Below are 20813 nucleotides of genomic sequence, written 5' to 3'. Positions count from 1 at the left end.
CCCCTGAAAGGATTCAATGAGCATGCGAAAGGTCATCGCACTCGCGGTCGCGGCCGCGCTCGCGTTCACCGCCACCGCCTGCGCCGAGGACGAGACCCCGTCGTCGGGCAGCAGCGGCGGCACCGGCGGGGGCGGCATCAAGAGCGGCCTGAAGGTCGCGTTCCTGCCCAAGCAGGTCAACAACCCGTACTTCGACACCTCCGACAACAAGGGCGGCAAGGTCGCGGTCGAGGAGTTCAAGGGCGTCTACAGCGAGACCGGCCCGTCCGAGGCCAGCCCGTCGGCCCAGGTGAGCTACATCAACACGCTGTCGCAGCAGGGCACCAACGTCATCGCGGTGTCGGCCAACGACAAGGACGCCATCTGCGGCGCCCTCAAGGAGGCCCGCGCGGCCGGCGCCAAGGTCGTCACCTACGACTCCGACACCAAGCCCGAGTGCCGTGACCTGTTCATCAACCAGGCCACCTCCGAGGGCATCGCGAAGGTCCAGATCAAGCTCATCTCCGACGCGATCGGCCCCGACGGCGGCGAGATCGCCATCCTGTCGGCGACGGCCAACGCGACGAACCAGAACGCCTGGATCGAGATGATGAAGCAGGAGCTGGCCAAGCCGGAGTACAGCAAGCTCAAGCTCGTCGACACCGTCTACGGCGACGACGACGACCAGAAGTCGTTCCAGGAGGCCCAGGGCCTGCTGGCCAAGCACCCCAACCTCAAGGGCATCATCTCGCCGACCACCGTCGGCGTCGCCGCCGCCGGTCGCTACCTGTCCGGCTCCACGTACAAGGGCAAGGTCCAGCTCACCGGCCTCGGCACCCCGAACCAGATGCGCGCCTACGTCAAGGACGGCACGGTCAAGGCGTTCGCGCTGTGGAACCCGGCGGACCTCGGCTACCTCGCCGCCTGGGCGGGCGCCTCGCTCGCGTCCGGCCTGATCTCGGGCAAGGAGGGCGACAAGTTCACCGCCGGCAAGCTTGGCGAGTTCACGGTGGGCAAGGACGCCACGGTACTGCTGGGCGACCCGTTCACCTTCAAGGCCGACAACATCGACCAGTTCAACTTCTGATCCGTCAGGAAAGGGGCAGTGGCGTGCGCCGGGTCTGCTTCACACTCCAGGTCAAACCGGACCGGCTCGAGGAGTACCGGCGCCGCCACGTCCACGTCTGGCCGGACATGCTCAGGGCACTGCGCGCCGCCGGCTGGCACGACTACCAGCTCTTCCTCCGCGACGACGGCCTGCTCGTCGGCACCCTCCTCACCGAGGACCTCGCCGCCGCGCAGGCCGCCATGGACGCCACCGAGGTGTCCGCGCGGTGGGAGGCCGAGATGGCCGACTTCTTCATCAGCGGGCGACACCTGGTCGTCCTCGACGAGGTGTTCAACCTGGAGCACCAGCTTGGAGCATTGCAATGACTGAGCTCGCCCCGGAGACGCGGGCGCGTGTCGCGGCGCAGCTGCGCGGCCAGCGGATCGAGACGGCGTCCTGGGCGTACGGCAACTCGGGCACCCGGTTCAAGGTGTTCCCGCAGGAGGGCGTGCCCAGGGACCCGTACGAGAAGCTCGCGGACGCGGCCACCGTCCACCGGTTCACCGGCGTCGCGCCCACGGTCGCCCTGCACATCCCGTGGGACCTGGTCGACGACTACGCCGACCTGGCCCGCCATGCCCGCGAGCTCGGCGTCGCGCTCGGTACCGTCAACTCCAACGTCTTCCAGGACAACGACTACAAGCTCGGCAGCGTGACCAACCCCGACCCGGGCGTGCGGCGCAAGGCGATCGGGCACCTGCTCGAGTGCATCGACGTCATGGACCGCACCGGCTCCCGCGACCTGAAGCTGTGGTTCTCCGACGGCACCAACTACCCCGGGCAGGACGACGTCCGCACCCGCCAGGACCGCCTCGCCGACGCCCTCGCCGAGACCTACGCCCGGCTCGGCGACGACCAGCGGATGTTGCTGGAGTACAAACTCTTCGAACCGGCCTTCTACATGACCGACGTGCCCGACTGGGGCACCGCCTACGCCCACTGCATCGCCCTCGGCGACCGGGCCCAGGTCGTCATCGACACCGGCCACCACGCGCCCGGCACCAACATCGAGTTCATCGTCGCGGTGCTGCTGCGGGCCGGGAAGCTCGGCGGGTTCGACTTCAACTCCCGCTTCTACGCCGACGACGACCTCATGGTCGGCGCCGCCGACCCGTTCCAGCTGTTCCGGATCATGCACGAGATCGTCCTGGCCGACGCCGTGTCGGGCAGCGGCGCGTACAAGGGCATCGCGTTCATGCTCGACCAGTGCCACAACATCGAGCCGAAGATCCCGGCCGTGATCCGCTCGGTGACGAACGTGCAGGAGGCCACCGCGAAGGCGCTGCTCGTCGACCACGCGGCGCTGCGGGCCGCGCAGGACGAGGGCGACGTGCTCGGCGCCAACGAGGCGCTCATGGACGCCTACAACACCGACGTCCGGCCGCTGCTCCGCGAGGTCCGCGAGGACCTGGGGCTGGACCCGGACCCGATCGGCGCGTACCGCCGGTCCGGCTACTTCGAGAAGATCCGCGCCGAGCGCGTGGGCGGCACACAGGCTGGCTGGGGAGCTTGACCTCCTCCGCCCGCCCGAAGGCGGGAGGGTCCCTCGGTCACCCGAGGGGCTTCCTGCTTCACCGCCGGCCGCCTCGTCCGGGAGGATCCCTGTTGAGGTCTTACGTCAGCTCCACAGGCCGACACCGCCAGCCCGGCGGCCAGGATGTTCCTCGCGGCATTCACGTCGCGATCGTGCTTTGCGCCGCACGGGCACGTCCACGCCCTCAGGGCGAGGGGCATCCGGTCGGTGGTCTCACCGCAGTTCGAGCACAGCTTCGAGCTGGGAAACCAGCGGTCCACTGCGAGCACCGTGCGGCCGTACCAGTTGGCTTTGTACTCGAGCATGGTGCGGAACTGCCGCCAGCCGGCATCGGAGATGGCACGGGCAAGGTGGTGGTTCTTGACCATGTTGTGGACGACCAGGTCCTCGACGACCAGCGTTTGGTTCTCACGCACGAGTCGAGTGGTCAGTTTGTGCAGATGATCGTGGCGACGGTCAGCAATGCGAGCGTGTATACGGGCGGCCCGCTGGCGTGCCTTGGCCCGGTTCGCGCCGTCGCCCCTGACCTTTCTCGAAACCGAACGTTGAGCACGGGCCAGGCGGGCCCGATCGCGACGTTCGTGCTTCGGATTCTCGATCGTCTCGCCGGTCGACAACGTGATGAGGTGGTGGATGCCGACGTCGATGCCGACAGCACCGCCGTCAGCATGCGGTGGAACCACATGGCGGTCGTGAAATCGCACCGCGACGAACCATCGCCCGGCGGCGTCCCGACTGACCGTGACGGTGGACGGCTCCGCCCCTTCGGGCAAGGGCCTCGACCAAACGACGTCGAGGTGCTCACGCATCTTCGCCAGCGTCAGCCTCCCGTCGCGGTAGCGGAATGCCCGGCTGGTGTACTCGGCCGCGCTTCGGGACCTGCGCTTGGTCTTGAACCGCGGGTAGCGGGCTCGCTTGGCGAAGAAGTTTGTGAACGCGGACTCCAGATGTCGCAGCGCCTGCTGCAGGGGCACACTCGACACCTCGTTGAGGTACGCCAGCTCGTCCGTCCGCTTCCAAGCCGTCAGCATCGCCGAGCTGGCCGTGTAGCCGACGTGTTCCTGGCGCAGCTTCCACGCCTCGATACGAGCGGCCAACGCCATGTTGTAGACCTTGCGCACGCAGCCGAAGGTCCTCGTCAACTCGGCGGCCTGCGCATCGGTGGGATAGCAGCGGTACCGGAACGTGCGTGTCACGGCGGCAACCACGGACCGGAAAATAGCGCGTTGCAGTCCCGGGTTCGTGGAGCCACGCCAAGCCCGACTTCAAATGTGTCTCGATGCAGGAAATTCACGGAAGGCGTTCGATGACGGACGAACTGATCGCGCGGTCGAACCGGCTCGGGGCCGATCCGCGCAACACGAACTATGCCGGCGGGAACACCTCCGCGAAGGGGACGGCGACGGACCCGGTGACCGGCGGACCGGTGGACCTGCTGTGGGTGAAGGGGTCCGGGGGCGACCTGGGCACGCTCACGGCCGGCGGGCTGGCGGTGCTGCGGCTCGACCGGCTGCGGGCGCTCGTCGACGTGTACCCCGGCGTCGAGCGCGAGGACGAGATGGTCGCCGCGTTCGACTACTGCCTGCACGGCCGGGGCGGGGCGGCGCCGTCGATCGACACCGCGATGCACGGCTTGGTGGAGGCGGCGCACGTCGACCACCTGCACCCCGACGCGGGCATCGCCCTGGCGACGGCGGCGGACGGTCCCGCGCTGACCAAGGAGTGCTTCGGCGACCGCGTCCTGTGGATTCCGTGGCGCCGTCCCGGCTTCCAGCTCGGCCTCGACATCGCGGCGGTCCAGCGCGCCAATCCGCAGGCGATCGGCGTCATCCTGGGCGGGCACGGGATCACGGCCTGGGGCGCCACGTCCGACGAGTGCGAGGCGAACTCCCTCGAAATCATCCGCGTCGCCACCGAGTTCCTGGCGTCGCGGGGCCGGCCCGACCCGTTCGGGGCTGTGGTGACCGCGCCGCTGGAGGACCGCCGGGAGCGGGCCGCGGCGCTCATGCCGGTGCTGCGCGGGCTGGCGTCCACCGACATCAGGCAGGTCGGGCACTTCCGGGACGACGACGTCGTGCTCGACTTCGCCGGTTCGGAGGCCCTGGACCGGCTCGCCGCGCTCGGCACCTCCTGCCCCGACCACTTCCTGCGCACCAAGGTCCGCCCGCTGGTCCTGGACCCGGGCGGCGGAACGCCCGAACGCATCCGCGAGCTGCACGCCGCCTACCGGGCCGAGTACGCGGCCTACTACGAGCGCCACGCCACCCCGGACTCGCCGCCGATGCGCGGCGCCGACCCGGCGATCGTGCTCGTGCCCGGCGTGGGCATGTTCTCGTTCGGCGCCAACAAGCAGACCGCCCGGGTCGCCGGCGAGTTCTACGTCAACGCCGTCAACGTGATGCGCGGCGCCGAGTCGGTCTCCACCTACGCGCCGATCGACGAGGCGGAGAAGTTCCGCATCGAGTACTGGGCCCTGGAGGAGGCCAAGCTGCGGCGCATGCCTCGCGCGAAGCCGCTTGCGACGCGGATCGCGCTGGTGACGGGCGGCGGCTCGGGCATCGGCCGGGCCATCGCGCACCGGCTGGCCGCCGAGGGCGCCTGCGTCGTCGTCGCCGACCGCGACGCGGAGGCCGCGGCGACCGTCGCCGCCGAGCTCGGCTCCACCGACGTGGCCGTGCCGGTCACCGTCGACGTCACCGACGAGGACGCGGTCCGCGCCGCCGTCGACGCCGCCGCGCTCGCGTTCGGCGGGGTCGACCTGGTCGTCAACAACGCCGGCCTGTCCATCTCCAAGCCGCTGCTGGAGACCACCGCCGCCGACTGGGACCTCCAGCACGACGTCATGGCCCGCGGCTCGTTCCTGGTCGCCCGCGAGGCGGCCCGGGCGATGATCGCCCAGCGGCTCGGCGGCGACATCGTGTACATCGCCAGCAAGAACGCGGTCTTCGCCGGGCCGAACAACGTCGCCTACGGCGCGACCAAGGCCGACCAGGCGCACCAGGTGCGGCTCCTCGCCGCCGAGCTCGGCGGGCACGGCATCCGGGTCAACGGCGTCAACCCCGACGGCGTCGTGCGCGGCTCCGGCATCTTCGCGTCCGGCTGGGGCGCGCAGCGGGCCGCCGTGTACGGGGTACCCGAGGAGGAGCTCGGCGCCTTCTACGCGCAGCGCACGCTGCTGAAGCGGGAGGTGCTGCCCGAGCACGTCGCGGACGCGGTCTTCGCCCTGACCGGCGGTGACCTGTCCCAGACGACCGGCCTGCATGTCCCGGTCGACGCCGGCGTCGCGGCCGCGTTCCTCAGATGAGAATCGCCGCCGTCGATCTGGGGGCATCGAGCGGCCGGGTCATCACCGCGGAGGTGGGGCCCGGCCGGGTCGCGCTGACGGAGAGCGCCCGCTTCGCCAACACGCCCGTGCGGGTCCAGGGCACGCTGCACTGGAACATCCTCGAGCTGTACGGCGGGATCCTCGACGGGCTGCGCCGGGCCGGCCCGGTCGCCAGCGTGGGCGTCGACTCGTGGGCCGTCGACTACGGCCTGCTCGACGCCGACGGCCGGCTGCTCGGCAACCCGGTGCACTACCGCGACGCCCGCACCGACGGCGTCATGGAGTCGCTGCCGGCGGCGGAGCTCTACGCCGCGACCGGGATCGCGCTCCAGCCGTTCAACACGGTGTTCCAGCTGGCGTCGGCGCGCGGGACGGCGCAGCTCGCGGCGGCCGAGCGGCTGCTGCTGATCCCGGATCTCATCACGTACTGGCTGACCGGCGCACAGGGGGCCGAGCTCACCAACGCCTCGACGACCGGCCTGCTCGCGGCGGGCGGCACCGGCTGGGCGAAGCCGCTGCTCGACCGCCTCGGCCTCCCGGCCGGGCTGCTGCCCCCGCTGTGGCGGCCCGGCGACCCGGCCGGCACGCTGCTGCCGTCGGTCGCCGCCGACGCCGGGCTGGCCGAGGAGACCCTGGTGACGGTGGTCGCCTCGCACGACACGGCGTCGGCGGTGGCGGGCGTGCCGGCCGAGGGGGAGCGCTTCGCCTACATCTCCTGCGGCACCTGGTCGCTCGTCGGGGTGGAGCTCGACCGCCCGGTCGTCTCCGACGAGTCCCGCGATGCGGGCTTCACCAACGAGATCGGCGTCGACGGTACCGTCCGGCTCCTCCGCAACGTCATGGGCCTCTGGCTGCTCCAGGAGTGCCTGCGGCACTGGGCGTCGACCGGTGCCGGCGTCACCCTGGACGGCCTGCTGGCCGGCGCGGCCGCGGCACCGGCCGGCCGCAGCGTCGTCGACGCGACCGACCCGGCGTTCCTGGCACCGGGCGACATGCCGGCCCGCATCGCCGCCGCCTGCGCCGCCACCGGCCAGCCCGTGCCGGCCGACCCGGTGGCGATGACGCGGTGCATCCTGGACAGCCTGGCGCTGGCGTACCGCCGCGCGGTCGAGGACGCCCAGCGCCTCTCCGGCCGGGCCGTGGACGTGGTCCACCTGGTCGGCGGGGGCGTGCGGAACGAGCTGCTGTGCCAGCTCACCGCGGACGCCTGCGGCCTGCCGGTGCTCGCCGGCCCGGTCGAGGCCGGCGCCCTCGGCAACGTCCTGGTCCAGGCCCGCGCCCTCGGCCTGGTCGACCCGTCCCTGGCCGGCATGCGCGCGCTGCTCCGCGAGACCCAGCCGGTCCGCCGCTACGAACCCCGTTACACGGGGTAGGCCGCCTGGAAGGCGAGGCGTTCGTCGGCGCGTTCGGCGAGGTGGGTCAGGAGGTCGTCGAGGAGCAGGAAGGCGTCCCACGGCTCGCGGCCCGTCGCGGCCGCGACGGCGATCGTGACGCGCTGCTCCAGGTCCGGCTCGCGGCGGCCCTTCCAGACCTTGTCGGCGACCGTGACGAGCAGCTCCTCGACCGTCGCGTCCGGGCGGTCCCAGTCGCCGTGGACGGCGGCGAAGCGGGCCAGGTCGGCGGGCACGCCGTAGGAGAGCAGGAGCCGCTCGCCGGTCGCCTCGTGGCGGGAGCCGGGGCCGGTCAGCTCCTCCGGGTGGCGGGCCTTGCCGATGTCGTGGGTCGCCGCGCCGAACGCCACCGCCGGCCGGTCGACGTCCAGCTCGGGGACCTCCTCGGCGAGCCGGTCGAGCAGGTCGCAGGCGACGTCGTGGACCTGGCGCAGGTGGGCGGCGAGGCGGGGCGGGGCGTGCTCGGCGCGCAGCAGGTCCTCGACGGTCGCCGGCAGGGGCCGCGGGCCGGGCGCTTGCAGGGCGTCGTCGAGCATGGTTCTAGGCTGGCACGACCCCGGCGCTGCGGACCAGGTCCGGGGCGACATGGAAGCGGCCGGTGAAGCGGTCCGGGGCGCCGGGCGACGTGTCGAGGCGGCGCGGGTCGATGCGGGCCGTCCACGTCGCGGTCTCGACGTCGATGGTGAGCCGCGCGTCGTGGAAGTCGAGCCAGGTGCCGACGATCGGCGACCACAGCTTGTACACGACCTCCTTGGCGCTGAAGTGCACGGCCGGCCACCAGTCCTCGCCCGGCCGGGTGGCGCACCACTCCAGCTCCTCGGGCAGGCAGATCGACGCGCGCACGTTGGCCGGCAGGATCGTGCGGCGCTCGGCGTCGATGCCGACCGCCCGCACGTCCGGGGTGCGGGCGACGGCGGCGGCGCAGTAGCCGGCGGTGTGCGTGATGCTGCCCGTGGTGCCGCGGGGCCAGACCGGCGCGCGGTTGTCCGCCGTGAGCGGGTGGCCGACCACGCCGAGCCGGCCCAGGGCGCGGCGGGCGGCGACCCGGCCGGCGGTGAACTCGCGGCGGCGGCCGGCCACCGCGCGCGGGCTCAGGTGGGCCGCCTCGGCCGGCAGCAACTCGCCTTCGAAGTCGGCCGCGCCCGCCACCTCGACGGCGACGAACCCGGGCAGCAGGTCATCCACGGCCGCTCCGGGCCCGGATCGGCGTGTCACGCATGGTCGCGATCGGCCCCCGCCCTGGGCAGGAACAGGCCGCCGAGGACCGCGCCGGCGAGCAGGCACAGCACGACCACGCCGCTCCACAGCTCCTCGGTCCAGCCGACGCCGAGCGAGACCTCGACCCCGACGAGGTGGGTCGGCCAGACGAGCAGCGGGATCAGCACCCCGATCGCGAGCGGCACCAGCCGGGGTCGGGTCGCGGCGACCCACTGCACGGCGGCGTCGGCGACCACCGCCCCGATGAGCGGGTACAGCTGCGAGGAGAGGTTCTCGAAGTCGCCGAAGACCCCGTTGGGCACCGAGGCGGCCGCCACGACGAGGGTGATCAGGCCGGCCGGCACGCGGCCCAGCCTGGTCCACACGAACAGCGTCGCGACGATCATGAGGACCGAGTAGGCGAGGTACTGCGCCATCCCGAACGCCTGCCCGCCGAACCCGGTCGACGCGGACGGCGCGTCGGTGAACGGCGAGAGGTAGTCGAGGAAGAAGGCGGCGACGGCGGTCGCGCTGATCATGCTGACGAGCACCGGCAGGTCGGCGGGGAGGCCGCCCGGCGCGCCGCCCCGGGCCGCGGCGGCCCGCACCGGGGTGGCGATCATCAGCGAGCCGGCGGTGAGCAGCAGCAGGTGCGGCGGGCTGAGCAGCGCCTCCAGGTTGACCTCGATGCCGAGCAGCGTGTGCCAGGTCATGTCGATCGCGCCACCCACGGCGAACAGCACCGCGCCGAGGATCCCCAGGCCGTAGCCGGGCGGGAACCAGTCGCGGACCGGCCCGACCGGGCGGCCCCGCCAGAGCGCGGCCGGCACGAGGGTGAGGGCGAGCACCACATAGCCGCTGTACAGCACCCCGTGCCACGGGGTGAAGAACGTCTCCAGCTCGGGCACGTGCGAGTGGGCCCAGCCGTCGAGGAACAGCCCGCCGGTCAGCCACAGCGTGGCGAGGGCGACGATCAGGTCACGCCGGCCGGTGGAGACCGGCCGGGTCGCACTGGTGCGTTCGGTAACGGTGGTCGCCATTCATCGATCCTGACGCATCGGGACGGTCCGCACAGCCCCGTTCTCAGGAATCGGCCGGATCGATGCGCCGCAGCAGGTGCGCGCGGGCCGCCGCGTCGAGCGGGCCGCCCCGCCCGGCCAGCCGCGCGGCGAGCTCCTGCCGGTGCCCGGGCGTCTTGTTGCCGCCGTACTTGAACTTCGCGGTGACCGAGGTCACGGTCAGCTCGATCCCGCGGATGCCCGGCAGCAGCCGGTCCGCCTCGGTGACCGGTTCGCGCCCGACGCCCGGCTGGAAGTGCCCGAGCTGCCGCTGCAGCAGCGCCGCCTTCTCCGCCCGGTCGTCGACGATGCGCACGTCGCAGGCGAGCTGGACGGCGGCGTAGTACGACGTCGGCACCCCGCGCGTCACCTCCGTGCCGGGGTTGGCGTTCCAGTCCGACGGCACGTACACGTAGTCGCCGATCACGCTGAGCAGGGCCCGCGGGTGCTCCTCCAGCAGCGGCCAGACCGGGTTGGGCCGGGCCAGGTGCAGCCACACGGTGGCGTCGCCGTCGAACGTGAAGTGCGTCGGCACCACGACCGGCAGGTCCCGGCCCCGGCCCGGCGCGACGAGCTGCCCGAAGTCCTGCTCACGCAGGAACCCCCGCCACTCCTCGTCGGTGGCGGCCGCGTCCCAGGGATGCACGAGCACCGCCCGAGTCTAGGCGGGCCGCGGACCGTGCGCTTAGGGTCGGTGGGTGGAGCTGGTGCCGCCCTTTGCGCAACGCCTCGCGCGGCTGCTGGAGCACCGCGGCACGCCGCCGGAGGCCGTGGCCGCCGCCGCCGACGTGCCGGACCGGAGCCTCGACGCGGTCCTCGCCGGCGCCGAGCCCGACCCGGCGCTGCTGCGGCGGCTCGCCCCCGCGCTCGGCCTGCACGCCGCCGACCTGCTCGTGGCCGCCGGCCAGGCACTGCCCGCCGACCTGGCGCCGGCCCGGCTGACCGGGCCCTGGCGGGTCAACCACCTCGTGCACCGCGGCCGCCGGGGTGTCGCGGAGACGCTCCGCCGGATCGAGGCCATGCCCGACCGGCGGGCGGCGCACCCGGAGCCGTGGACCCCCCGCGCCCGCGTGCCCGTCCCCGGCGAGGTGATCCACCGGCTCCTGGACAACCGCAACGTCCGCATCGACATGGCGGCGCTGATGCACGCCGGAGGCCCCTACCTGTCGACGTCCACCTACGGGATGGCGCTGGGCGGCCGGACACACCTCGAACAGTCGCTCGTCGACGCCTTCGCGTGGTTGCTCGGCATCGCCCCCGGCGACCTGGTGGCGCTGGCGGGCGTGGAGCCCTCCACGCGCTCCCGGTGGCCGCCGTACGGCGAGCCGGTCCCCGGCCTGGCCGAGCTGGCTTGGGCGGCCCGCCGACTCGACGACGAGCAGCTCGAGCAACTGCTGTTCGAGCGGACCTGACAATCAGAGGTCGGGGAGGCTCGCGCCCTGCGCGCGCAGGACCCGCTGGACCTGCTCGGCCGGCACCTCCCGCGGGGCCTTGCCGGTCCGGGCGGACAGCGCCGCGCACACCCCGGCCGCCTGGCCGGTGGCCATCGAGATGGGCATGATGCGGTACGAGCTGTGGGCCACGTGATCGCCCGAGATGCAACGGCCGGCGACCAGCAGGCCGTCCACGTCGCGGGGGAAGAGGGTCCGCAGCGGGATGTCGTACGACGCGCCCTGCGGCAGGCGGCGCAGGATCGTGCCCGGGCCGTTCGGGTTGTGGATGTCGACCGGGTACGCGCCGCGGGCGACGACGTCCGGGAACGACCGCGCGGCGAGCACGTCCTCGCCGGTGAGCTGGTAGTCGCCGAGCACCCGGCGGGTCTCCCGGACGCCGACCTGCACGCCGCTCTGGATGACGTAGGAGGTGCCGAAGCCCGGCACCCGGTTGCGCAGGAACCGGGCGATCTGGGCCATCTGGTGGTGCATCACCAGCTCGGCCCGGGTCAGGTCCCACACGCTGACGCCGAGGCCGCCGAAGCGGGTCGAGTTCACCGACACCTCGTCGGGGTGGGGGGTGGCGAAGAACAGGATGTCCTCGCGCGGCAGGTCGAGCTCGCCGGCGTCGCGGGCCTGCTGGATCAGGTCCCACAGGCCGTGCACGCCCCGCCACTGGTCCGGGTGGTCGTGGACGTAGCCGAGGAACCCGTCCCGGTCGACGTTGCCGACCCGGAACATCAGCGTCATCGGCTGGGTCAGCCCGTCCTCGGGCCGGCCGATCTCGTACGGCGCGCCCGCCGCCGCGGCCAGGTCGCCGTCGCCGGTGCAGTCGACGACGACGCCCGCGTCGATGACGACCGGGCCCGACTTGGTCTCGAAGACGACCCGGGTGCCGCCGTCGGGCAGCGCGGTGCAGTCGGAGGCGAACGAGTGCAGCAGCAGCCGCACCCCGCAGCCGGCGAGCATGTCGTAGGTGGTGAGCTTGAGCAGCTCGGGGTCGAACGGCACCGTGTAGCCCGTGTCCGGGCTGGGCGGGACCGCGCCGTGGGCCCGGACCAGCCGGTCGAGCAGCATCCACAGCACGCCCGCGACCACCGGCTCGCCCTCGCCGTGGTCGGTGGGCAACAGGCGGCCGGCCTCGCCGCCGACCGCCTGTCTCATCTCGTTGTGGAAGCTCATGAGCGGCATGACCAGGGCCGCGGTCGCGTTGCCGCCGAGGAAGCCGTAGCGCTCGACGAGCACCACCTCGGCCCCGGCGGCCGCGGCCCCCATGGCCGCGCCGAACCCGGCCGGGCCGCCGCCGACGACCAGGACCTCGGTGTGCCCGGCGTGGATGGCGGACCGGGGCGGCAGCTGTACCTTCGGCAGGCCCGACGGCGAGCTGAGTGCCGTCATGAGGCCACCCGTTCGGCGGGCCGGGGCCCGTCGACGCTGACCGGCCGCGGCGCGATCCGGTCGAGCTGCGCGCCGAGCCGGCGCCCGGTCTCGGTGGCCCGCTGGCGCAGCGCCGCGACCCGGGCCGCGGAGTCCTCGGTGCGCTGCGGCCGCTCGTCCCACAGCCGGTCGACCTGGGCGAGCAGCGGTCCGGCCGCCTCGCGGACCACGCCGCGGGGGACCGGCGCGCCGATGCGCTGCGCGAAGTCGAAGACCTTGCCGGCGTAGGGCAGCGCGAGCAGCGGCACGCCGGAGAGCGCCGCGAAGATGAGGAAGTGCAGCCGCATGCCGACGGCCAGGTCCAGGTGCTTCATGAGGTCGAGGATCTGCCCCGGGCGGTACTCGCCGTGCAGCACCCGGCAGTGCTCGGCCGCCGTCATGCGGGACAGCACGGCGTGGGCGTGGCGGATGTCCGAGCGCTCCATGGGTACGAAGAGCAGCGCCGCGTCGAGCCGGTGCACGATGTAGTCGCCGACGTGGGCGAGCAGCTGGTGGTACTCGTCGGCGGCCAGGTGCTGCGCCGCGCGGCCGGGCTCGCGCACGCTCATGCCGACGACGCGCCGGCCGGGTGGCAGGGAGTCCCGCAGTACCGCCGCATTGAACTCCTCCGGCTGGAGCAGCAGCGCCGGGTCGGCCGTCACCGTCACCCGGGCGTTCACCCCGGCCTCCTCCAGGGCCACCCGCGACTCCTCGTCGCGGACGGTGACCTCCATGGCGGCGCCCAGCGTGTCCCGGGCCATCGCGCAGTCGAGGTCCTCGGTCAGCGGCCCGGCACCCAGCGCGTACGTGAACACCGGCACGCGCTGCTCCTGCGCGGTGCGCACCACCCGCAGGTAGCGGCGGGCCTCCGTGTCGTAGAGGATGCCGCCACCGCCGAGTACCAGCAGGTCGAGCTGCCCGGTCGCCTCGGCCGTCCGGTCGCGGCTCACCCCCTCCCAGGGCGCGACGGCGACGTCCGGATGGACGCGTGCGGTGTGCTCCGGGTCGCGGGAGAACACCAGGACGTCGGCGTCCGGCCGGCGGGCCCGCAGATCGTCCAGCAAGCTGGTCAGGATGGCCTCGTCACCGAGGTTGTAGCCGCCGTAGGAGCCGAGGACGCCCACCCTGGGGCCGTGTTCGGTCATCGCGCGCCTCCTTCCGCCGCGTGGGGTGGTGCGATCTACCCACCGGGCGAGGCGCCACACCCGACCCTTATGGTGGATTTCGTGAGCGCAGCGGTGACAGGGGACGTCCGGTGATCCATTTCCCGGCGGTGCGGCAGGGGCCGCTGCGGGCGATCAGCTCGCGGCTGGGCTTCGCGGTCGGCCTGGTCGTCGCCATCGTCCTCGTGATCTACTCCGACCGCGAGGGCTACCGGGACGTCAACGAGGACGGGCTGTCGCTGCTCGACGCCTTCTACTACGCGGTCGTGACGCTGTCGACGACCGGCTACGGCGACATCACCCCGATCTCCGAGTCGGCCCGCCTGGTCAACGTCCTGGTCATCACCCCGGCCCGCGTGCTGTTCCTGATCATCCTGGTCGGCACCACCCTCGAAGTCCTGACTGATCAGTACCGCACCAACCTCCGGTTGCAGCGGTGGAGGAGGCGCGTGAAGAACCACGTCATCGTCTGCGGCTACGGCACCAAGGGCCGGGCCGCGGTCGGCACCCTGCTGGAGAACGGCCTCGACAAGTCGCAGGTGGTGGTCGTCGAGACGGCGCCGGGCGCGCTGCGCCAGGCGACCTCCGACGGCCTCGTCACCGTCGAGGGCTCGGCCACCCGCTCCGGCGTGCTCAAGGAGGCCCGGGTCGCGGACGCCCGGGCGGTGATCATCGCCACCGACAGCGACGACGCCTCGGTGCTCGTGACGCTCACCGTGCGGCAGCTCACGTCGGGCAAGGTGTCCATCATCGCCGCGGCCCGCGAGGCGGAGAACGCGCCGCTGCTGCGCCAGTCGGGCGCCCACCACGTCATCGTCTCGTCGGCGACCGCCGGCCGGCTGCTCGGCCTGTCGACGACCGCGCCGCCGCTCATCGAGGTGGTCGAGGACCTGCTCACCCCGGGCCAGGGCATGGCCCTGGCGATGCGCTCGGCCCGCCGCGACGAGGTCGGCTCCTCGCCGCGCGAGCTGACCGAGCTGGTCATCGCGATCTTCCGGCGGGGCAAGGTGCTGTCCCTGGCCGACCCCGAGGGCCACACGATCCAGACCGGCGACATGGTCGTGTACGTGCGCGACGACCGGCCGGAGGCCGTGCCGGCGATGCCGTGATGGTGAGGCGCACAGGAACCGTCCTCGCGGTCGTGGCCGCCGGGCTGGTGTTCGGCGCGGCGCCCGCGGCCGCGCACGGCGGCGCCGCGGTGACGATCCATTCCGACGGCCGGGGCTCGGTCTGGATCACCGCCCAGTGGCAGGACGGGCACCCGATCAACGAGCCGACCCCGGTGACCCTGACCGCGACGCCGGCCGGCGGCAGCGCCGCGCCGGTCGGGCCGGCGACCTTGCGGCAGACCGGCGACGAGCGCGGCACCCAGACGTACACCGGCACCCTCGATCCCGGCTCGTGGCGCGTCTCGATCGACCTCGGCGCCCCCGTCGACGGCCACTGCCAGGCGCTCGTCCCGGTCGCGGCCGACGCGGCCTCGCCGGCGCCGGTGGAGGTCGCGTGCCTGGTCCCGGCGACCGCCACCTCGGCGCCCGCCGCGGCTGCGCCGGGCGGCGGCAGTCTCACACCGCTGTGGATCACGGCCGGCGTGCTGGCCGCGGCCGGTGCCGGGTTCCTGGTGTACCGCAGGCTGTACCGCAGGCGGCGGGGTGTGGAGGATCCTCCCAGGCCGGGGCGCTAGGCTCGCCGCGTGGACAACGCGGGCGACCCGGCGACTGAGGCGTTGATGGCGGCCCGCGGCGGGGACGAGACGGCCGCCGCGGCGTTCGTGCGGGCCACCCAGCCGGAGGTGTGGCGGTTCGTGGCCGCCCTGGTCGGGGTCGCGTCCGCCGACGACGTCACCCAGGACACCTACCTGCGGGCCTTCCGGTCGCTGCGCGACTACGCCGGCCGCGCCTCGGCCCGCACCTGGATCCTCGCCATCGCCCGGCGCGCCTGCGCCGACCACGTCCGCGCGGCCGTGCGCTCCCGCCGGATCGAGGCCCGCGTCGTCGCCGAGCCCGACCGGCTCACCGCCGCCGACCACGCCGGCCTGCACGCCACCAGCGACCTGGTCGCCGCGCTGCCCGCCGAGCGCCGGGTGGCGTTCGTGCTGACCCAGGTCCTCGGCGTGTCGTATGCGGAGGCCGCCGAGATCGAGGGCGTGCCGGTCGGCACGATCCGCTCCCGCGTTGCCCGCGCCCGCGCCGACCTGGTCGCCGCGATCGCCGCCGCCCGCGCCGGATGACCCGGCGGGTCGCGGCCGCCGTCCTCACCGGCCTCCTGCTCGCGCTCGCGTGGTGCGGGCCGGCGAGCGCGCACGGTGCCGACGCGCCGGTCGCGGCGGACTACCGGGTCGTCGTCGGTGAGGTGTCGGTGCCCGGCGTCACGGTCCGCGCCGTGGAGGGCGGGGCCCGGCTGGAGCTGACCAACGAGTCGGGTCGCCAGGTCACCGTCCTCGGACTGCAGGGCGAGGAGTTCCTGCGCGTGCGGCCCGGCGGCGTCGACGAGAACCGCCGGTCGCCGACCTGGTTCGCCAGCCGCTCGCTGACCGGCACCGCCCGCGGCGGCGACGCGGCCGCCACGCCCGAGTGGCACACGATCGCCACCGAGCCGGTCGTGCGCTGGCACGACGAGCGGGCCCGGGAGCTGCCGGCCCGCGCGTGGAGCGTGCCGCTGCTGGTCGACGGGCGGGAGCCCGGCATCGTCCGCGGCACGATCGTTCCCGCCCCGGCCCCGCCGACCGGCTGGTGGTGGGCCGGCGCGCTGGTCGCCGCGGTGCTCGTCGCCGGGCTGTACCGCTGGCGCTGGGCGCTCGTCGCCGTCGCGGTCGTCGCCGGCGGGCTGACCGTCGCCTGGATCGTCGACAGCGCCGCGCTGGCCACCTCGCCCGCCGACGCGCTCGGCACCCAGCTGCTGGCCCGGCTCTGGCCGCTCGTCACCGGCGCCGGCGTGGTCGCGGCCGGGATCGGGCTCGCGTTCCGCCGCATCGACATCGTCGTGGCGATCGCCGGGGCCTGCCTGGCGGTGATGGTCGGGTTCGCCGAGTCCGCCGTGTTCCGCGAGGGCGTGCTGGCCGGGCCGGGCTGGGGCCGGTGGGCCGTGGCGAGCGCGCTGGCCGGCGGCCTCGGGCTCGCCGTCGCCGGGTCGCTGCGGTGGTACCGCACAGTCGGCATCGACGACTGAACAAAATCCAACGAGTTCTTTCATAATCGATCGCGATTCGCGCATAATCGAGCTTCGATGTTCCCCGCCAGGAGCAAAGGAGCCCGGTCCATGGACCGCAGAACGTTCGTTGCGAGCGGTGTCGCCCTGACCGGCGGCGCGATCGCCCTGTCCACCGCCGTCGGCAGCCGCGCGTCGGCCGCAGTGCGCACCGCCAGGACCGTCACGCCCGGCGCCCGGGGCGGCCACTACGCCCCCAACCTCGCGCCGCTCAAGGCGACCGCGTTCCTCAAGCTCCCGCCGGGCGCGGTGCAGCCGCGGGGCTGGCTGCGCACACAGCTCAACATCGAGGCCGACGGGCTCTGCGGGCGGATGCCGGAGGTGTCCGACTACCTCCAGCTGAACAACTGCGGCTGGGTCGACCGGACCAAGGGCGCCTGGGAGGAGCTGCCGTACTGGCTGCGCGGCTTCGGCGACCTGGGGTACGTCACCGGCAACACCCGGGTCCTGAACCTGGCCCGCCAGTGGATCGACGGCATCATCGCCAACCAGGCGAGCGACGGCTTCTTCGGCCCGGACGCGCTGCGCACCTCCCTGGAGGGCGGCCCGGACTTCTGGCCGCACATGCCGCTGCTCGACGCGCTGCGGTCCTTCGGCGAGTACAGCAACGACGCCCGCATCGTGCCGTTCATGCGCAGGTACTTCCAGTTCCAGAACGCCCAGCCGGCCGCCGTGTTCAACCGCAGCTGGGCGGCGTTGCGCTGGGGCGACAACATTGACAGCGTCTACTGGCTGTTCAACCGCACCGGCGAGACGTGGCTGCTCGACCTGGTCCGCAAGATCCACGCTGGTTCGGCCGACTACACCAGCGGCATCCCGAACTGGCACAACGTGAACCTCGCCCAGGGCTTCCGCGAGCCGGCCCAGTTCGGCCTGCTCGACCCCGACCCGAAGTACCCGGCCGCCACCTACCGCGACTACGACACCGTCATGGGCCTCTACGGCAACTTCCCCGGCGGCGGCTTCGCCGGCGACGAGAACTGCCGGCCCGGGTACACCGACCCCCGGCAGGGCTTCGAGACCTGCGGGATCGTCGAGTTCATGCACAGCTTCCAGCTGCTGGCCCGGACGACCGGCGACGGCGTCTGGCTGGACCGCTGCGAGGACCTGGCGTTCAACTCGCTGCCGGCCGCGCTCGACCCGGCCCAGCAGGGCATCCACTACATCACCTGCGCGAACAGCATCGGGCTGACGAACGCCACGCTGACCCAGGGCCAGTTCCAGAACGGGTTCCCGATGCTCGCGTACCTGCTGGGCATCCACAACTATCGCTGCTGCCCGCACAACTACGGGATGGGCTGGCCGTACTACGCGCAGGAGCTGTGGTTCGCCACCTGGGACCGCGGCCTGTGCGCCGCGATGTACGGCGCGTCGTCGGTCACCGCGAAGGTCGGGGCGAACGCGACCACGGTCACCGTCACCGAGGACACCGACTACCCGTTCGGCGACACGGTCACGCTGACCCTGGGCACGCCGGGGAGCGTGAGCTTCCCGCTGTACCTGCGGATCCCCGGATGGAGCACCGGAGCCTCGGTGCGGGTGAACGGCGCCCTGGTCACCGGCACCCTCGAGGCCGGCTCGTTCGTCGTCGTGGACCAGGCCTGGAACAACGGCGACCGGGTGACCGTCACGCTGCCGATGCGCACCACCGTGCGCACGTGGGCGAAGAACGGCAACGCCGTCAGCGTCGACAACGGCCCGCTCACCTTCTCGCTGTCGATCGCCGAGCGGTGGCGGCGCATCGGCGGTACCGACGCGTGGCCCGCGAACGAGGTGTTCGCCGACTCGCCGTGGAACTACGGCCTGCTCATCGACCCGGCCAACCCGGGCGCGACGGTGACCCGCAAGGCCGGCCCGCTCGCCGCGAACCCGTTCACCCGCGACGGCGCGCCGGTCTCACTCACCGTCACCGCGCGGAAGATCGTCAACTGGCAGGCCGACGCCGAGGGGATCGTCCGCACGCTGCAGCAGTCGCCGGCCCGGTCGACGCAGCCGAACGAGACCGTCACCCTGCTGCCGATGGGCGCCCAGCGGGTCCGGATCACCACGTTCCCGCGGGTCGGCGACGGCCCCGACGCCGTCGACTGGGTGCTGCCGGCGACCCCGTCGGCCTCGCACTGCTGGAGCGGCGACTCGGTGGCGGCGCTGAACGACGGCAGGATCCCGTCAAGCTCGGCCGACACGACGATCCCGCGGATGACCTTCTGGGACCACCTGGGCACGGCCGAGTGGGTGCAGCTCAGCTACGCCTCGCCCGTCACGACCGGTGCGGTGTCCGTCTACTGGTTCGACGACACGGGCTTCGGCCAGTGCCGCACGCCGCAGTCGTGGCAGGTGCAGTACCGCACCGCGAGCGGCGCCTGGGCTCCGGTCTCCGGTGCGTCCGCGTACGGCACCGCGGTCAACACCTTCAACCGCGTCACGTTCACGCCGGTCACCACGTCGGCGCTGCGGCTGGCGGTGCAGCTCAAGGCGGGTGTCTCGGCCGGCATCCTGGAGTGGCGGGTCGAGGGCACCACGGCGCCGATCGCCTGGCAGCGGATCCAGAACCAGCACAGCTCGAAGGTCCTGGGCGTCGCCGGCATGTCGACGGCGAACAGCGCGAACGTGGTCCAGTACGACGACAACGGCACCGCCGACCACCTGTGGCGCCTGGTCGACGCGGGCGGCGGCTGGTACAAGATCCAGAACCAGAACAGCGGCAAGCTCCTGGCCGTGGAGAACATGTCGGCGGCGAACAGCGCCCGCGTCCAGCAGTTCGACGACAACGGCTCGGCCGACCACCTGTGGCGCCCGCTGGACGCGGGCGGCGGCTGGTTCCGCCTCCAGGTCCAGCACAGCATGAAGGTGCTGGGCGTCGACGGCATGTCGACCGCGAACAGCGCCCAGGTGGTCCAGTTCGACGACAACGGCACCGCGGACCACCTCTGGCGCCTCCTGTGAGCCGCGCTGCGCGTCAGCCGGCCCGGTAGCGCGGGCGCGGCAACAGGCGGGTCGTCGGCAGGCCGGGGGCGGGGAGCGGATCCTCGCCCCCGGGGACCGGCGGGAACCGTCCCGTCATCCAGGCCGTGCGGGCCTCGACGATCTCGTCGTGGGAGCGGGCGACGAAGTTCCACCACATGACGAGCTCCTCCTCGAACGGCTCGCCGCCGAGCAGGAACAGCCGGGCCTCCTGCGCCGCCGTGATGCGGAGGGTGTCGCGCTCGGCGCCGAGGTACAGCAGGGATCCCGGGGTCACGTCGACGCCCTCGACGGTCGCGGTGCCCTCCGTCACCACGACGGCGTGCTCGAACGCGCGGTCGACCGGGAGGGTCGTCGCGGCGCCCGCCGCCAGGTGCAGGTCGGCGCCGACGAGCGGGGAGTGCACGACGGCCGGGGAGCTCAGGCCGGCCAGCTCGCCGACGGCCACCGTGATCCGGACGCCGTCGCGCGTGGTCGTGGGCAGGTCGGCGAGGTGCTGGAAGGCCGGGGTGCCGCTCCGGGCGCCGTCCGGCAGGGCGATCCACAGCTGGAGGCCGTGCAGCAGCGGCGGGCGCTCGGTCGGGGAGTTCTCCGAGTGGGCGATGCCGTGGCCGGCGGTCATGATGTTGAGCTGGCCGGGGCGGATGAGCTGGTCGGAGCCGACGCTGTCGCGGTGGCGCACCTCGCCGCTGAGCAGCCAGGTCACCGTCTGCAGGCCGATGTGCGGGTGCGGCGGCACGCGCATGCCCGGCCCGCCGGTGATGTCCTCGGGGCCGAAGTGGTCCAGGAAGCACCAGGCGCCGACGGTACGGCGGGACTTGTTGGGCAGGGAGCGCCGCACGACGGTGTACCGGCCGAGGGGCACGTCGCGCCCCTCCAGCAGCTCGGCGCAGGGCGCGGAGTCCGTCTCGACGGGCAGGGCCGCCTCGGCGGGCTGGCTTTCCAGGTTGCTCACGGATCGATTCTGCCGCGCCGCGCTGGAAGGTCACGCTCGGCGGGGCATTTTGTCCGATGTGTGAGCATTTGTCATGGCGACCGTGG

Annotated in this window: 19 protein-coding genes; 11 read left to right on the top strand and 8 right to left on the bottom strand. The window is 73.2% G+C overall.

What is annotated here, in order from left to right:
- Positions 1-22 precede the first annotated feature (22 nt).
- Genes rhaS through rhaI form a run of 3 tightly spaced genes read left to right on the top strand, consistent with a single transcriptional unit; the run spans position 23 to position 2600 of the window.
- A complete protein-coding gene (gene rhaS / locus ABZS66_RS39215; protein WP_354766908.1) occupies positions 23-1066 on the top strand; it encodes a rhamnose ABC transporter substrate-binding protein in 1044 nt (347 codons plus the stop codon).
- Positions 1067-1089: 23 nt separating this feature from the next.
- Positions 1090-1413: an L-rhamnose mutarotase gene (locus ABZS66_RS39210; protein ID WP_354766906.1), complete on the top strand. Its 324-nt coding sequence runs from the start codon at positions 1090-1092 to the stop codon at positions 1411-1413.
- Positions 1410-2600, top strand: a complete 1191-nt coding sequence (gene rhaI / locus ABZS66_RS39205; RefSeq protein ID WP_354766904.1) for an L-rhamnose isomerase — start codon at positions 1410-1412, stop codon at positions 2598-2600. Before ABZS66_RS39210 ends, rhaI begins: the two co-directional genes overlap by 4 nt.
- Here the strand turns inward: rhaI and ABZS66_RS39200 are convergent.
- On the bottom strand, positions 2540-3829 hold the full coding sequence (locus ABZS66_RS39200; protein WP_354766902.1) for an RNA-guided endonuclease TnpB family protein: 1290 nt from the start codon (positions 3827-3829) through the stop codon (positions 2540-2542). The two genes, rhaI and ABZS66_RS39200, sit on opposite strands and share 61 nt — an antisense overlap.
- A gap of 98 nt (positions 3830-3927) precedes the next feature.
- On the opposite strand from ABZS66_RS39200, the gene ABZS66_RS39195 reads away from it, so the two are divergent.
- Both ABZS66_RS39195 and ABZS66_RS39190 read left to right on the top strand, forming a co-directional pair.
- Positions 3928-5925 (top strand): bifunctional aldolase/short-chain dehydrogenase, encoded by a 1998-nt coding sequence (locus ABZS66_RS39195; protein ID WP_354766900.1) that lies wholly within the window; start codon positions 3928-3930, stop codon positions 5923-5925.
- A complete protein-coding gene (locus ABZS66_RS39190; protein WP_354766898.1) occupies positions 5922-7319 on the top strand; it encodes a rhamnulokinase family protein in 1398 nt (465 codons plus the stop codon). The genes ABZS66_RS39195 and ABZS66_RS39190 overlap by 4 nt, the downstream gene beginning before the upstream one ends.
- Here the strand turns inward: ABZS66_RS39190 and ABZS66_RS39185 are convergent.
- The 4 genes from ABZS66_RS39185 to ABZS66_RS39170 are packed head-to-tail and all read right to left on the bottom strand — an operon-like array spanning position 7307 to position 10244.
- Positions 7307-7873 (bottom strand): HD domain-containing protein, encoded by a 567-nt coding sequence (locus ABZS66_RS39185; RefSeq protein WP_354766896.1) that lies wholly within the window; start codon positions 7871-7873, stop codon positions 7307-7309. The two genes, ABZS66_RS39190 and ABZS66_RS39185, sit on opposite strands and share 13 nt — an antisense overlap.
- A gap of 4 nt (positions 7874-7877) precedes the next feature.
- Complete coding sequence (locus tag ABZS66_RS39180) at positions 7878-8522, bottom strand: 4'-phosphopantetheinyl transferase superfamily protein (protein WP_354766894.1); 645 nt, start codon at positions 8520-8522, stop codon at positions 7878-7880.
- Between the two features lie 26 nt (positions 8523-8548).
- A complete protein-coding gene (locus tag ABZS66_RS39175; protein ID WP_354766892.1) occupies positions 8549-9574 on the bottom strand; it encodes a hypothetical protein in 1026 nt (341 codons plus the stop codon).
- A gap of 43 nt (positions 9575-9617) precedes the next feature.
- Positions 9618-10244, bottom strand: coding sequence for an FMN-binding negative transcriptional regulator (locus ABZS66_RS39170; RefSeq protein WP_354766890.1), 627 nt, complete (start codon positions 10242-10244; stop codon positions 9618-9620).
- Positions 10245-10290: 46 nt separating this feature from the next.
- On the opposite strand from ABZS66_RS39170, the gene ABZS66_RS39165 reads away from it, so the two are divergent.
- The gene (locus ABZS66_RS39165) at positions 10291-11004 is read left to right on the top strand and encodes a hypothetical protein (protein WP_354766888.1); all 714 of its coding nucleotides are present in this window, start codon (positions 10291-10293) and stop codon (positions 11002-11004) included.
- 3 nt (positions 11005-11007) lie between these two features.
- Here the strand turns inward: ABZS66_RS39165 and ABZS66_RS39160 are convergent, their stop codons facing one another.
- Positions 11008-12423, bottom strand: coding sequence for an FAD-dependent oxidoreductase (locus ABZS66_RS39160; protein ID WP_354766886.1), 1416 nt, complete (start codon positions 12421-12423; stop codon positions 11008-11010).
- Positions 12420-13586 carry a polysaccharide pyruvyl transferase family protein gene (locus ABZS66_RS39155; RefSeq protein ID WP_354766884.1) on the bottom strand — a complete coding sequence of 389 codons (1167 nt, stop codon included), beginning with the start codon at positions 13584-13586 and terminating at the stop codon, positions 12420-12422. Before ABZS66_RS39155 ends, ABZS66_RS39160 begins: the two co-directional genes overlap by 4 nt.
- 110 nt (positions 13587-13696) lie before the next feature.
- Between ABZS66_RS39155 and ABZS66_RS39150 the strand changes: the two genes are divergently transcribed.
- From ABZS66_RS39150 to ABZS66_RS39130, 5 genes are all read left to right on the top strand, one after another.
- On the top strand, positions 13697-14713 hold the full coding sequence (locus ABZS66_RS39150; RefSeq protein ID WP_354766882.1) for a potassium channel family protein: 1017 nt from the start codon (positions 13697-13699) through the stop codon (positions 14711-14713).
- The gene (locus ABZS66_RS39145) at positions 14713-15288 is read left to right on the top strand and encodes a hypothetical protein (protein WP_354766880.1); all 576 of its coding nucleotides are present in this window, start codon (positions 14713-14715) and stop codon (positions 15286-15288) included. The genes ABZS66_RS39150 and ABZS66_RS39145 overlap by 1 nt, the downstream gene beginning before the upstream one ends.
- A 45-nt stretch (positions 15289-15333) precedes the next feature.
- Complete coding sequence (locus ABZS66_RS39140) at positions 15334-15834, top strand: sigma-70 family RNA polymerase sigma factor (RefSeq protein WP_354766941.1); 501 nt, start codon at positions 15334-15336, stop codon at positions 15832-15834.
- The gene (locus ABZS66_RS39135) at positions 15831-16772 is read left to right on the top strand and encodes a hypothetical protein (protein ID WP_354766878.1); all 942 of its coding nucleotides are present in this window, start codon (positions 15831-15833) and stop codon (positions 16770-16772) included. The genes ABZS66_RS39140 and ABZS66_RS39135 overlap by 4 nt, the downstream gene beginning before the upstream one ends.
- A 90-nt stretch (positions 16773-16862) precedes the next feature.
- Entirely contained in the window at positions 16863-19754 is a 2892-nt protein-coding gene (locus ABZS66_RS39130; protein ID WP_354766876.1) for an RICIN domain-containing protein, read from the top strand.
- Positions 19755-19767: 13 nt separating this feature from the next.
- On the opposite strand, the gene ABZS66_RS39125 is transcribed toward ABZS66_RS39130, so the two are convergent.
- A complete protein-coding gene (locus ABZS66_RS39125) occupies positions 19768-20718 on the bottom strand; it encodes a pirin family protein (protein WP_354766939.1) in 951 nt (316 codons plus the stop codon).
- Positions 20719-20813: the final 95 nt, after the last annotated feature.

This window comes from Dactylosporangium sp. NPDC005572 (assembly GCF_040605515.1).
GTDB lineage: Bacteria > Actinomycetota > Actinomycetes > Mycobacteriales > Micromonosporaceae > Dactylosporangium.
This window is presented reverse-complemented; position numbering and strand designations above follow the sequence as displayed.

What these genes read in the sequence shown, in the direction of transcription:
- ABZS66_RS39140 (WP_354766941.1), top strand. Translation starts at nt 15,334, where the DNA reads ATGGCGGCCCGCGGCGGGGACGAGACGGCCGCCGCGGCGTTCGTGCGG.
- ABZS66_RS39175 (WP_354766892.1), bottom strand. Translation starts at nt 9,574, where the DNA reads ATGGCGACCACCGTTACCGAACGCACCAGTGCGACCCGGCCGGTCTCC.
- ABZS66_RS39190 (WP_354766898.1), top strand. Translation starts at nt 5,922, where the DNA reads ATGAGAATCGCCGCCGTCGATCTGGGGGCATCGAGCGGCCGGGTCATC.
- ABZS66_RS39130 (WP_354766876.1), top strand. Translation starts at nt 16,863, where the DNA reads ATGGACCGCAGAACGTTCGTTGCGAGCGGTGTCGCCCTGACCGGCGGC.
- ABZS66_RS39135 (WP_354766878.1), top strand. Translation starts at nt 15,831, where the DNA reads ATGACCCGGCGGGTCGCGGCCGCCGTCCTCACCGGCCTCCTGCTCGCG.
- ABZS66_RS39160 (WP_354766886.1), bottom strand. Translation starts at nt 12,423, where the DNA reads ATGACGGCACTCAGCTCGCCGTCGGGCCTGCCGAAGGTACAGCTGCCG.
- ABZS66_RS39145 (WP_354766880.1), top strand. Translation starts at nt 14,713, where the DNA reads ATGGTGAGGCGCACAGGAACCGTCCTCGCGGTCGTGGCCGCCGGGCTG.
- ABZS66_RS39185 (WP_354766896.1), bottom strand. Translation starts at nt 7,873, where the DNA reads ATGCTCGACGACGCCCTGCAAGCGCCCGGCCCGCGGCCCCTGCCGGCG.
- ABZS66_RS39155 (WP_354766884.1), bottom strand. Translation starts at nt 13,586, where the DNA reads ATGACCGAACACGGCCCCAGGGTGGGCGTCCTCGGCTCCTACGGCGGC.
- rhaS (WP_354766908.1), top strand. Translation starts at nt 23, where the DNA reads ATGCGAAAGGTCATCGCACTCGCGGTCGCGGCCGCGCTCGCGTTCACC.
- ABZS66_RS39195 (WP_354766900.1), top strand. Translation starts at nt 3,928, where the DNA reads ATGACGGACGAACTGATCGCGCGGTCGAACCGGCTCGGGGCCGATCCG.
- rhaI (WP_354766904.1), top strand. Translation starts at nt 1,410, where the DNA reads ATGACTGAGCTCGCCCCGGAGACGCGGGCGCGTGTCGCGGCGCAGCTG.